Origin of the sequence: Dyadobacter sp. UC 10 (assembly GCF_008369915.1) — a bacterium.
Classification (GTDB): Bacteria; Bacteroidota; Bacteroidia; order Cytophagales; family Spirosomataceae; genus Dyadobacter.
On sequence record NZ_VSRN01000001.1, the window covers coordinates 1,260,868 to 1,273,692 of the forward strand.

Here is a 12,825-nt window from a genome sequence, read left to right on the forward strand (position 1 = left end):
AAATTCTTATTAGCCATGAAACGTATCATTTTAATTCTTTGCCTGCTACCGGCACTGACCCAGGCGCAGAACACACTCAGTCTGGCCCAATGTGTGGATCTTCTGATGAAGAACAACCTGACTTATCAGGCCGGAAACCTTCAGGCCGAGGCAGCACAGGCACAGTTGAGGCAAACTAAGTCGCAGATCCTTCCTCAAATCTCCATCGGCGCAGATCAAAGCATCAATGTCGGCCGCAGCATCGACCAGTACACCAACGCGTATATAGATGAGGTTTACAGTAATAATGTATTGGGAGTTGGTTTTCAGATGCCGATTTTTCAGGGCCTAAAATTGCAGAACCAGATTCGCCAGGGTACATTATTGAAAGAATCGGCCTTGGAAAACAGAACTGCCATTTTAAATAACCAGACGATTTTGCTGATGCAGGGGTATGTTAATATCCTCGCAACCAAAGCACTACTGGAAGCAGCCAGCCAGCTGGTACTGTCTTCTCAGGAGCAGGTAGACCGTACCGAAAAGCAGGTAAATGCGGGTACAGTCGGCGCCAATCTGCTTTACGAAATAAAGGCACAGCTCGCGAACGACAAGTTCGCGGAAGTAACGGCATTGAACAACTATCGGACAGCCAGGCTAGCGCTTTTTCAGAGAATCAACATTCCGCCGGACGATAAAATCGAGTTTGAACCACTTGCCCCCAAAGACTCTGTGGTAGCTGCTTCGGATGCGCTGGCACTTTATGAGGAAGCGCGCAGGTCGTTCCCTGAGATCAGGAGCGCTGAGCTTTACCGTCAGAGCTTTGCCTACCAGGTAAAATCCATCAAGGCCGATAATTTCCCTTCCCTATCACTGGGCGGCAATATGCGGGCATTTTACGCGACATCAAACAAGGACCTAAGCTACTTCAATCAACTCAATTCGACGCGAAACGGATATATTAACCTCGGCCTGAATATTCCCATTATGGGCCGCTGGGTGACCCGTCCCCGCGTGGAGCTGGCCAAGGTACAGGAGCGCCAGGCCCAGAATACGCTCGATGTCACCAACCAGACCCTCAGACAGGCGATCGAGGTTGCCGTACTTAATTTGAGTGCCATGTCCGACCGGCACATTGCCGCTCAACAGCAAGTCGAATCGCTCACTGCATCTTTCGCGATCGTTGAAAGCAAGCTGAACGCGGGAATGGCCAACAGTTTCGAATATACACTAGCAAAAGCAAATCTGGGAAAGGCCCAGGCCAATGCGATACAGGCAAAATATGATTTTCTAATGCAGCAAAAACTGTTACTATATTATCGCCAGGGTAATTGGCAGGGGGTGTTTTAGGGGGAGTGGTCAGCCCTTAGCTCTTAGCTGTTGGCTGTTAACTTGTCTGAAATTTAGAACCCGTAAGCATTATCCTAATAAAGCTAAAGGCTAACGGCTAACGGCTAAAAGCTAACAGCCAAAAGCAAAAAAGATCTTGTTAGGTTAAATTTGGTATCGGTAATTTTTAAGAGGCAGTCTTCCTGGGATTGCCTCTTTTTTTATGGTTTTTGTTAAATAAAATTAAATAATTCTGAGGTTACTTATTGATCTGTATATTGCCGCTATCTAACTAAAAACGACAGTCATGAGACAACTTCTTCTATTTGCCTTGCTGGGAACCTGGTTCCTGGTCGGGAATGCTTACGGACAAATTCAAAAAGGAACCGGGTATGTGGGCGGAACAATTAGTTTCGACGGGGAAACTTCGAGGAGTAAAGAAATCGCCGATCCACTTAATTCCGCCCGGAACACGCGGCATGGAATTGCACCGGAAATACAGTTTGGAAAAATGATCGGCGAGCGAACTATGCTTGGCTTGGGTGTCCGCTACAACATGAATTGGAACCGTACGAAGTATGACGAAACTGACATTTCGAGTAGTCAGATATCTCAGGGTATTGCCTTGCTGCCTTTTATCCGTCAATATAAATCACTGGGAAGCAGCAACTGGTCTGTTTTTCTGCACGGCGAACTCGGACCCCAGTTTCAGTGGATTAAGAAAACCAATACACAAGGCAGCACGCCGGAAACAGAACGCAGGGACTTCTGGCAGTATGGCTTGAGCGTTAAGCCGGGAATCGCCTATGTTTCGAGAAAAAACGGCTGGGCGATCGAAGGTTATGCGGATATCCTTTCCCTGAGCGCCAATTACGTCCCTTCCAAGAATGAAGCTCCCAGTGTCTTTACACTTCAAACCGGCATTGCGACGAGCTTTCCTAACGTGATCACACTCCGTGTTGCTAAATATATATTCCCTAAAAACTGAAAGCCATGAAAAATTCCATATTCACATTGATACTGTTGGTGATATTCAGCAACATCGCCACGGCACAATTCAAAACCGGCGAATCGTTTATCAGCGGCGCCTTTTTTAACAACCTTGTTAACGTAAATGAAACGGGCACGAATTCTGGCATGAACTCTTATAACCACTATATCGGCCTGTCTATGGGTAAATTTGTCCGTGATAACCGGGCGCTTGGCTGGGGTTTGACGCATAGATTAGTGATGGAAAACAATAGCTTATCCAGACCCGAGCCGAGACAGCTGAGAGAACTTGGCTTCGGGGTTGAGCGTTTTGCAGAGTTTTACAAGCCGGTAGGTGAAAAATTTGCACTGTATATCAGGCCTTCGTTGAACCTTGGTTATTCCTTTAAAAATAACAACGCAATCAGTGATAATCAGCTGGTTTATGAAAGCCGGATCAATTCCATCAATCTAAGTGCGGGCATCAGCGCGGGTGTTACCTGGCGGTTTTCACCTAAATGGGCTATTCAAGGTAGCTTCGCATTTCTCAATCCGTTCAGCATTGGTTATGGATTCTCGGAGACCGAGTATTTTCAGAACAGATATCCGAACGGCGAAAACGTCAAATATGAGGGAAATTCGGTCACTTATGCATTTTCTCCAAACATTTCATCCGGTAGTATCGGGTTAGGCCTGCGTTATTTTTATGGAGCCAAATAGAAAAAGATAATTGCGGCAAATACATTAAAAACACAGTGGATATGCCTTTTTTGGGCATATCCACTTTTTAGTTAGAATGAAAAAACACTTCCTGCTTATCTTAATTGCCGGACTTACTTCCTGCCACAAGCCCAATTATAATAGCATTGATGCTCCCTGGGAGCCTGATTATAAGGTAGACAGATCTGAAAATGCAATCCTGAACTTCGAAAAACAGGACACGGAAAAGATGCCCGCCCCGGGAGGAATTGTTTTTACAGGAAGCTCTTCATTTACAAAATGGCAGGCAGCCGCGCAGGACCTCGCGCCGCTGCCGATCATCAACCGCGGCTTTGGCGGCTCCACTTTGCCGGAAGTAATTCATTATGCAGACCGCGCAGTAACTAAATACCAGGCTAAAACCATCGTGATCTATTGCGAGAACGATATGTTTGGCAAGAAAAAGAAAACACCGGAACAGGTACGCGACGCTTATGTGGCACTCACCAAAAAGATACGGGACAAACAGCCCGACGTTTTGCTTTACGGCGTTTCTTTGAAGCCTTCTCCCTCACGGTGGGAAAGAAAAGAGGATGTGATTAAAGCCAATAAGCTGATCCGGGATTTTATTGAATCCGACAAAAATCACGAGTATATAGACGTGTGGCCGGTGATGCTGAAAAACGGCCGGCCCGACGGCAGCATCTTTACCAGCGACAGTCTGCACATGAATGAAGAGGGTTACCGCAGATGGACACAGGTTTTTAAGCCTATTCTTCAAAAAACAGCCTAGCATTGCCCGGAAAGGGCGATATAACAAACATTTTACAAACAACGACTAAGGGTATTGGTTTTAACGTAAAGTCACTATATTAACCGAAAAATACATTCCGGGTAAAAAGTGATACAACTTTGAATAATGAAAGTAACAGCGGTTTTTGACATTGGAAGGACTAACAAAAAGTACGTGCTTTTCAACGAAAAGTATGAGATAGTTAAAGAGTTTGCCGAGTCGTTACCGGAAACCACCGATGAGGATGGCTTCCCGACCGAAGACTGCGGGTTACTAACCAAATGGGTCCAGGACCGCTGGGCTGAGCTGCTTGCCGATCCGGAATACGATATAAAAGCCGTGAATGTGGCAGGGTATGGTGCAAGTCTCGTACATCTCGATGCTTCCAACAAGCCGTTGACGCCGCTTTATTCTTATTTAAAGCCTTTTCCTGAGGACCTGCTGAAGCAGTTTTACAGCGCTTACGGAGACCCGACGAGGCTTTCATTGCAAACCGGCTCGCCGGCAATGGGAATGCTCAACTCGGGAATGCAGCTATATTGGCTGAAACACACCAGACCTGAGATTTATAGCCAGATTGCCACGACACTCCACCTGCCACAGTATATCCTTTACCTGCTAACAGGCCGAAAAGTGAGCGATTATACCTCGCTGGGCTGTCACACAGCGTTATGGAGCTTTGAGATGTGGGATTACCACGAATGGGTAAAACAGGAAGGCATTCACAAAAAGCTGGCACCCGTACTGGCTTCTTCGTCGTTTATTTACCGCCACGGGGACAAGGGAATCCAGTCCGGATTTGGGCTGCATGACAGTTCGTCGGCATTGATACCTTACAGAATGGCAGTTAAAAAGCCTTTTGTATTGTTGTCAACGGGTACCTGGTGTATCAATTTCAACTCATTCGCCTCGAAACCGCTCACTTCTTATCAGCTCGAAAGGGATTGTATGAACTATCTCACGCCGGAAGGAAGTGGCGTGACTGCGTCGAGGCTTTTCCTTGGACGTGAACACGATTTCCAAACAGCCAGGATCGCTGAATATTTTAGGGTCGATGCTGATTTTTATAAAAAAGTAGTTTACGATGAAAGCCTGCTGGCAATGGACACGCCGCCATTTTACAGCGCCTGCATGACCGGCAATGGCCCCTTCCCTGAACCTAATACGCAGGAATGGCAGATAAGCGCATTCGCATCTGCCGAGATTGCCTATCACCATTTACTGAAAGGGCTGACTGAGCTTTTGTTTGTGTCGCTTGACCTGATTGCAGTGAACGATGTACAGTCAATCTATATTGATGGCGGCTTTGCGAGAAATGAGATTTTCACAAAGCTGATCGCGCGGCATTATCCAAAACATACCGTTTACGCAACAGACCTGCCTTATGCGACTTCGCTGGGAGCTTCTTTGCACGTGACCAGACCGCAAAGTTTTGAGTTTTCCGACGAAATAAGGGAGATTAAACTCTGATACTTTTCAACTGATCCTACTCCAGTTCGTTTCCTCTTTCTTGAGATTGTCAAGATGCAGCCTGATCGGCTGGTGGGCGGGCTGGAGTAAATCGGGGTCTCTTCCCAGAATATCTTCCGCCGAGAGACGCGCCGCTTTCAATATTTCACCATCCTGCGCCAGGTTCGCGACAAGGAGATCAACAAGCCCGCTTTGCTGGGTGCCGGAGATATCTCCCGGACCTCTTAATTGCAGATCAACTTCTGCTATTTCAAAACCATCATTTGTCCGGCACATGGTTTCAATGCGCAATTTCGTGTCTTTCGAAATTTTATAGTCAGTCATCAGAATACAGTACGATTGCTCCGCCCCACGGCCAACGCGCCCTCTCAGCTGGTGTAATTGGGAAAGACCGAAGCGTTCTGCGTTTTCAATGACCATCACCGAAGCATTTGGCACATTTACCCCAACCTCTATCACCGTAGTAGCGACCAGGATTTTGGTTTCATGACGGACGAACCTGCCCATTTCATAATCTTTGTCCTGAGACTTCATCTTACCGTGAAGAATGCTGAGGGGCACGCCGGGAAAAGACCTGGAAACGCTTTCATATCCGTCCATGAGATCTTTTAAATCCATTTTTTCAGATTCTTCGATCAACGGATATACCATGTAAATCTGGCGTCCTTTCGCAATTTCTTCTTTAATAAAGCCAAAAACAGAAGTTCTGTGCGCGTCGTAGCGATGCACTGTCTTGATCGGTTTTCGCCCCGCCGGAAGCTCGTTGATCGCAGATATGTCCAGATCACCATAAAGTGTCATCGCCAAAGTCCTTGGAATCGGGGTCGCTGTCATCACCAGCATATGCGGGTAAATGCGCGTATTTTTGGCCCACAGCCGCGCGCGTTGCGCCACCCCGAAACGGTGCTGCTCATCGATAATGCAAAGCCCGAGGTTTCTGAACTGCACTATATCTTCCAGCAGCGCGTGTGTCCCTACGATAATCTGCATAGAACCGTCCAGCAATTGCTTGTGTATGACCTCCCGCTCCTTCTTTTTGGTCGATCCGGTGAGCTTGCCAATATTAATGCCCAGCAGTTCGGCGAATTTCTTTAACCCCTGATAATGCTGATCGGCCAGGATTTCCGTGGGGGCCATTAAGCAGGCTTGCGCATCGTTGTCCAATGCAAAAAGCATACTGATAAAAGCGACGATTGTTTTCCCCGAGCCTACGTCACCCTGTAACAAGCGGTTCATCTGCTTGCCGGTTTTGAGGTCTTCATGGATTTCATGGAGCACCCTTATTTGTGCATTGGTGAGCTGAAAAGGGAGAAATTGGTCATAAAACGTTTTAACGAGATTGGTATGACTGAACACCATTCCGGGATATTCCGTCTTGTGCAAAAGCTTGTTCTTGATCAGCCGAAACTGATTATAGAATAGCTCTTCAAATTTAAGTCGGCGTTGCGCCTGGTGCAGTGTTTTCTGGCTTTCAGGCAAATGAAAATGCCAGAGTGCGTCGGCTTTGGAGATGAGCCGGTATTTACGGGTAAGATCTTCCGGAAGTGTCTCCCGGATATGCGACCTGGAAATTTCGAGCAGGCCGCGTATCATTTTACTGATCGCACGGCTATCAACAAACTGTCTTCTTAATTTTTCTGTCAGTGGATAAATAGGCTGCCAGTATCCCCCACCCTCATTCTCATGGGTGAGCAAATCAATGTCCGGATGCGTAATGCTCCATCTGCCTCCGAAGGACAACGGTTTACCATAAACGATGTATTCCACATTTGGCCGGAGGCTCTTTTGAAACCATGTAATACTTTGAAACCAAACCAGTTCCATCAATCCGGTGCCATCTGAAAAATAGGCTACCAGCCGCTTCTTGGATCCCTCGCCGATCATTGTAATTTCCCGCAGACGGCCTTTGATCTGCGCTGCCGGAAGCTGTTCGTTCAGGTCGGAAATTCTGTGAAAAATGGTGCGGTCTTCGTGGCGAAAAGGATAATGCTGGATCAGATCTCCAAATGTGAAAATACTGAGTTCCTGGTTCAGCAATGCCGCTTTTTGAGGCCCGACGCCTTTCAGAAATTCAATTTTGGTATCGAAAAAACGGGGCCTTACAGCTGAATTGGTATCCGGTGTCATTGTTCAAATATAGCGCCAAATCGTTAGAAACGCGGATTAGACACATTCAATATGTTAATCAAAGTTAATGGCAGCCTACGCAGCTACTTTCTGAACGGGGTAGCTTGGTTAACAACTTTTCATTTACGTATTTCGTTGAAATTTAAGTTTCCCAATCACCTAATTCAATTTACTAAAATCAATTTTTTATGAAAACAACATTCTTAGCACTTTTCGTATCCCTGATCACATTGACGTCAGCTTGCGCACAAAGCCCGAGAGTTACCGCAGACGGCAAAAATGTAAGTGTTGCTTACGGTCAACCGTCCAAAAAAGGTCGCGTTCTGTTTGGGAAAGAAGGTAGCGAAAGCCTTGAGAAATATGACAAACTTTGGAGGACCGGTGCCAATGCGTCCACCGAAATCACTTTCAAAAAAGACGGAACATTTGGTGGCAAAAGTGTGAAAGCAGGCACTTACAGCTTGTTCACTATTCCTGGCGAAAAGGAATGGTCGGTTATCCTGAACTCAGTTTTAGGTCAGCAAGGCGCTTCTGAATATGAGAAAAATAAAGCCAAAGATGTCCTTAAAGTAACCGTTCCAGCGAAAAAATATCCTACCTCAGCGGAAAAAATGACTTTCACGGTAAAAGACAACTCCGTGGATTTTCAATGGGATAAAGAAGGATTTTCGGTTCCTGTGAAGTTCTGAGGAATTGATAGTTAAAAAGCCGGAAGGTGGCTTGGCCAGCTCCCGGCTTTTTTGTTAGTGCACTGGCTCCAAATATATCGCAGAACCCAGTGCCGGTGATTTACTTGGTATCTCGTGTAATCTATTATTTCGCCAGTAACATACACGATCAAATTGTTGTTGATCCACCGACCCGCCATTGAAGGAACCGAGCACGTATTCGGTTGCTCCGTTAAAAGCAATATCACTTGCAGCCGTCGATACATTCCCCTTCGACTCTAAAAATATTTTTTCGTTTTCTTTAATGCATACTGCATTGTCCAGTACGTTTTTCTCGAAAAGTACTTGCCGCCCCACCAGGTATACGTTGCCTAGATTCACCCCCAGATTCCATAAATAAACTGAATTTCCTGCTGGTGAAATAAATTCTCCGTTCTTCCAATACCCCGCCTTATAGTACCCGCCATTTGAGGGCCGGTATTCCCCAGCTACGTAAACATCGGTTCCTCTCACTTCTATACCATACCCATGTCCTAAGGTTTTGGACAAAACTACAATAGAACCATTCTTCCAGTAACAAGCCTTTTCCGAATCCATTCCGGACACGTATACGTCCTTTCCGCTGAACGAAATATCACTTGCATAGCCAGTACCGGAAGACAACAAACTCATAGCTCCCTTTGTCCAGATAAATGACTTCGGATTACCGTGATCGTCATAGATTTGCCCGACTATATGAATATCCCCATTGAGGACTCCAATCGCTTTAACCGTTCCGTTGTGACCGCAGTCTATAACCTTACGATTTCCATTCTCCCAAAAACAAGGTTTACCTTCGTATTCTCCACCAATAATGATCTTTCCGTCCAATACCAGAATATCATTGGCTAATGAGTGGTTAGTTTCCAGGATATGTACAGTGTCATTCTCCCAATAACATGCATTCCATTTATTATTTGCTACATTAACCGCTCCGGAAATAAGCACGCTAACCGAATCGCAGGAAGCAGAGCTATCGTGAAAGTCTTCTACCATACCTGGCCTATGCGGTTCAGCCGTATCAGCTGGTGGCAATTCTTCGTTGCAGGATATTAACGTCAGGTTTAACAGAAAGCACAAACTCATAAACCGGAGCCTGACTAGCCGATTAGGTTGGGAATTTTTAAGTGGTTCCATAATGTATTATATTTTAAAACAGAGAAAAAAACTTAAGCCCTAATTTCAAAACATAACTACTGCGGAAAATTATTTAATTATTTGATGGTAAGTATAGATACCCGAACGGCTTATAAATTCTCGCGGATCATGTTCTCCAAAACCTGCAAATGCTCGGCGAATGCGGTTTGACCCAGATCGGTGGCTTTGTAAGTAGTGAGGGGTTTCCTGCCTGAGAACTGTTTGTGGAAGGCAACATATTTGGCCTCTTCAAGTGCTTTCAGGTGTGAGGCAAGATTTCCGTCTGTCAGCTGCAATAAATCCTTCAATTCGTTAAAACTGACAGAATCATTCACAACAAGCACTGACATCAGGCCCAGCCGGATCTTACTTTCGAAAACCTTATTAAATTTTTCTAACCATTCCATATTTACAGATTCCCTCCTCCGCTGCTAATTAGCTGGCATAAATTGCATCGCATCGCGGTTGCGCGTCCACACCGCCTCGTCCCTTAAATTGTTTGCGTGCATTGTCATCACCGATGAAACGAGGCCAGTACCAAGCGACACCCAGAAAAAGGTTTTCCAGTTATCTCGATTGCCCGACAGTAGCGAAATCACGGAACCAGCAGATCCGGCAAGTGAAATCACCAGGCCAAAACTCCTGACACGACGAGATTTCAAATATAGATTGAGCCCCCTTTCGGAAACCAGAAACTCTTTCGCGAGCGCACGCTGTCCGGAGTAAACCACATTGTTTTTGACAAAACCGTTGCCTCCCCGCAGGTAGATCGCCTCCTTATCATACCACCGTACTGCCTGGCTAGTAAGACTGTCGGCCACTACCACCTGGCCCTTTCCTTGTATACTTGCTCCCAAAAGCGCTAAAATGACAATGCCTTTAACAAGGGTTTGGCCGCCATGCAATTTTTCCCGGTCATACTTATTATGCATGGTAAGCCCGTAAATGATATGCAGCACACCAAACCCGATCGCCCAGAAGATCAGCGAATAACCTGTCATGAACAACGCGAGGCAGCCAATTGCTATTTCTGACATTCCCAGATAAAAGAGTTCCGGATAGGTAAACCGGCTTGCATTAACCAGCGCAAGGCCGTAAAACAACAATGTTGCCGGGAATACCAGCCAGATGAATCCATAATGCAGCATTGCCAGACAAAATACCCCTCCTGTCCCCAGCGGAATGAGCATACTGATCAATAGCCTTTTGGAACTGCCGTTCCACAGTGTAAGCCCTTTTTTCTGCCCTTTCCGAACCGTCATGAAAATCCCGACCGTCAGAGACAGGACAAGGACAATCAGGCCGTCGACGAACAAAAACCATTTCAGGCTTTCCCTGGACGAGCCATGGTAGGCACCGAGGGGACTTAATATCTCTGCAAACCAGTCGGTTTTGTACCGCAGGTAAGCTGCTCCCGCGCCGATCAAGGCAAAAATGCCGGCAAAAACGCCGCTTAACCCACTCAGCGACAAAAACTTGGAAGATCGCTCCATCAAATTGCGGATCTCGTGGAGCGTATGAAGTGAATCCTGGTTGGAGTTCATAAAATCAGTTACAAATAGATTACTGGCCTGATAGTCAAAACAATAATATAATTTTTGGTATAAAAATAATCCCGCCTGTTATCACTGCCGATATCGCCAGGATCAGTACCCCAGCCGCAGCGGTATCTTTCACAACTTTGATAACCGGATGATAGTCTGCCGACACCAGGTCCGCGAGCTTTTCGATTGAAGTATTAAATGCCTCCGCAGCCCACACCAGGGCGATTTGAATAACAATCACTACCCATTCGATGGGTGAGATGTTGAAGCCCACGCCGGTTATCACAACGGCAATGCAGGCAATGAGATGAATCCGCGCATTATTTTCGTACCTGAAAAGGTTGAAGATTCCAGCTCCCGCAAAAGTGAAGCTCCGCAGGGCCTTACGGATATCGATGGGTCCTTTCATTTTGTTTTAATTCTGCAAAAATGTGGAACGCAAAGTACAATAACATCAGCACGAACGAAAACGTGACGGTGTGTTTTATAGCAAGAGGGTTCTGTGCACTTTCGAAAATACCACGGATCAGCGACCCCGGCTGGGTCAGGATATCCCAGCTGTTCCACCTTCCGTACCGGCCCAGATAAACGCCGAAACCGCTCAGTACCATAGCAAACAATATCCACGCCCAGGCAAGTTGTTCATTCCAGCGCTTCGTAACAATCCGGTGCACGATCCTGACGCTGTACAGGCCCGTCAAAAAGCCGGCAACTGAGAAGATAAAGATCATGAGTGAATCGTACCAGATCATATTGTCATCAATTCCGCGCAGATGTTTCAGATCGGTGATAATGTAGGGGGCATTGGGAAAAAACAATAGCCAAACGAATAAACAGGTTATCAGAAACCAAAACGGCGCTTTTTTCCTGCGTTCCATTTCCCAGACACCTTTGATGAAGATCAGCGGAACCCAGGCCAGGAAGAGGTTCCAGGCGAGGAAAATGAAACCCCAGTCGTGAATCAGGATTCTGATCAGCAGGAGGGTCATCGCGGCGGACGAGACAAATGCGAGCAATGCAACTTTCTGATTGCTTTGGAGGTAGCGAGCCAGTTTTTCCATTGAATTATTTAGAAATAATAAAAGTACTTTGAAATACAAAGTAAGTTACAAAAAAGCAACTGGCAATGCTTCTGAAAGAAATTTGCAAAATTTTAGATATTACTTTTTATTATTTTCCTGAAAAGCCTTCATCATGGCCCATTCCCGGCCGGCAGTAGGCGCTTTAAAGCTCTCGAGGCAGCCACGATCTTGCAGCGTTATGTAGCAGGTCTTTCCATTTTTGCCCCCGAAGCAAATATTGGATACCTTTTTACCGATTGTTTGAATGGTTTGAATCACTTTTCCTTCCGGTGACAGAATAGCCACTTCACCTTTTCCGTGACGGGTGATGTATAAGTTTCCGTCCACATCACAGCGCATTCCGTCCATTCCTCCGTCTTCGAAATGATGCAGCAGCTTTTTATTGCTTAATGTCCCGTCTGCTGCGAGGTCAAAAGACCAGACATTCCGCTGAACGCTTTCATTCACATACAATTTCTTTTCATCCGGACTTACATCAATTCCATTGGTAGTGCCCATATTTTCTGCCACGAGCCTGGTTTTCCCCTCGGGCGATACGTGCCAGATCTGCCCGGTACCATCCTTCCAATTAGGATCTGAACAGAAGATGTGCCCGGCGGCGGTAATAGCCAAATCATTTGGCTGATTCATTTTAGGCTCATTGGCAAATACGGATACGTCTTTTGTGATCAGATCTACCTTTAGAATATTGTGGCCTGTGAAATCGGCTACGTAGAAAGTATTTTTATCAGCGAATCGGATCCCATTTCCGGTGCTGCCTTTAGGTAATGTCACAAAAAAACTGGCGTTACCCTTTTTATTCATGATCGCAATCGTACCGTCCCGGGCGAAATTGACAGCATATACATTTCCCTCGCTATCCACAGCCGGGCCTTCGCAGTTGTTAGTAAATTCGCCCTGATTGGAAAATTTCTTACTTTTTACCTGACCAACAGCGGATTGTCCGATCATGAGCAACATTGTGACGAGCAGAGGGAAAGATTTATTCATAT

The 12,825-nt window shown here is 46.1% G+C and carries 13 protein-coding genes; 6 read left to right on the plus strand and 7 right to left on the minus strand.

Translation table 11 applies throughout. The annotated features are described in order from the left end of the window. Positions 1-15: 15 nt before the first annotated feature. The 5 genes from FXO21_RS04915 (at position 16) to FXO21_RS04935 (ending at position 5,236) form a co-directional block, all read left to right on the plus strand. Positions 16-1,326, plus strand: a complete 1,311-nt coding sequence (locus FXO21_RS04915) for a TolC family protein (RefSeq protein WP_149639052.1) — start codon at positions 16-18, stop codon at positions 1,324-1,326. A gap of 286 nt (positions 1,327-1,612) precedes the next feature. Next, positions 1,613-2,293 (plus strand): hypothetical protein, encoded by a 681-nt coding sequence (locus FXO21_RS04920; protein WP_149639053.1) that lies wholly within the window; start codon positions 1,613-1,615, stop codon positions 2,291-2,293. 5 nt (positions 2,294-2,298) lie between these two features. Continuing rightward, a complete protein-coding gene (locus FXO21_RS04925; protein WP_149639054.1) occupies positions 2,299-2,994 on the plus strand; it encodes a hypothetical protein in 696 nt (231 codons plus the stop codon). 76 nt (positions 2,995-3,070) lie between these two features. Next, positions 3,071-3,766 (plus strand): GDSL-type esterase/lipase family protein, encoded by a 696-nt coding sequence (locus FXO21_RS04930; protein WP_149639055.1) that lies wholly within the window; start codon positions 3,071-3,073, stop codon positions 3,764-3,766. A gap of 126 nt (positions 3,767-3,892) precedes the next feature. Then, positions 3,893-5,236 carry an FGGY-family carbohydrate kinase gene (locus FXO21_RS04935; RefSeq protein WP_149639056.1) on the plus strand — a complete coding sequence of 448 codons (1,344 nt, stop codon included), beginning with the start codon at positions 3,893-3,895 and terminating at the stop codon, positions 5,234-5,236. A gap of 6 nt (positions 5,237-5,242) precedes the next feature. Here FXO21_RS04935 and recG read toward each other — a convergent pair whose 3' ends face one another. Then, complete coding sequence (gene recG, locus FXO21_RS04940; RefSeq protein ID WP_149639057.1) at positions 5,243-7,363, minus strand: ATP-dependent DNA helicase RecG; 2,121 nt, start codon at positions 7,361-7,363, stop codon at positions 5,243-5,245. Between the two features lie 188 nt (positions 7,364-7,551). Here recG and FXO21_RS04945 point away from each other — a divergent pair, with 188 nt between their 5' ends. Then, the gene (locus tag FXO21_RS04945; RefSeq protein ID WP_149639058.1) at positions 7,552-8,052 is read left to right on the plus strand and encodes a DUF2911 domain-containing protein; all 501 of its coding nucleotides are present in this window, start codon (positions 7,552-7,554) and stop codon (positions 8,050-8,052) included. Positions 8,053-8,106: 54 nt separating this feature from the next. Here the strand turns inward: FXO21_RS04945 and FXO21_RS04950 are convergent, their stop codons facing one another. The 6 genes from FXO21_RS04950 to FXO21_RS04975 all read right to left on the minus strand — a co-directional run bounded on the left by FXO21_RS04950 (position 8,107) and on the right by FXO21_RS04975 (position 12,823). Next, positions 8,107-9,066, minus strand: a complete 960-nt coding sequence (locus tag FXO21_RS04950) for a hypothetical protein (RefSeq protein ID WP_149639059.1) — start codon at positions 9,064-9,066, stop codon at positions 8,107-8,109. Positions 9,067-9,317: 251 nt separating this feature from the next. Next, positions 9,318-9,614, minus strand: a complete 297-nt coding sequence (locus tag FXO21_RS04955) for a winged helix-turn-helix domain-containing protein (protein WP_149639060.1) — start codon at positions 9,612-9,614, stop codon at positions 9,318-9,320. 24 nt (positions 9,615-9,638) lie between these two features. Continuing rightward, positions 9,639-10,751: a hypothetical protein gene (locus FXO21_RS29135; RefSeq protein ID WP_149639061.1), complete on the minus strand. Its 1,113-nt coding sequence runs from the start codon at positions 10,749-10,751 to the stop codon at positions 9,639-9,641. A 34-nt stretch (positions 10,752-10,785) separates the two neighbouring features. Next, positions 10,786-11,160, minus strand: a complete 375-nt coding sequence (locus tag FXO21_RS04965) for a diacylglycerol kinase family protein (RefSeq protein ID WP_149639062.1) — start codon at positions 11,158-11,160, stop codon at positions 10,786-10,788. Further along, on the minus strand, positions 11,135-11,812 hold the full coding sequence (locus FXO21_RS04970; RefSeq protein WP_149639063.1) for a DUF1361 domain-containing protein: 678 nt from the start codon (positions 11,810-11,812) through the stop codon (positions 11,135-11,137). The genes FXO21_RS04965 and FXO21_RS04970 overlap by 26 nt, the downstream gene beginning before the upstream one ends. A gap of 99 nt (positions 11,813-11,911) precedes the next feature. Further along, complete coding sequence (locus FXO21_RS04975; RefSeq protein WP_149639064.1) at positions 11,912-12,823, minus strand: SMP-30/gluconolactonase/LRE family protein; 912 nt, start codon at positions 12,821-12,823, stop codon at positions 11,912-11,914. Positions 12,824-12,825: the final 2 nt, after the last annotated feature.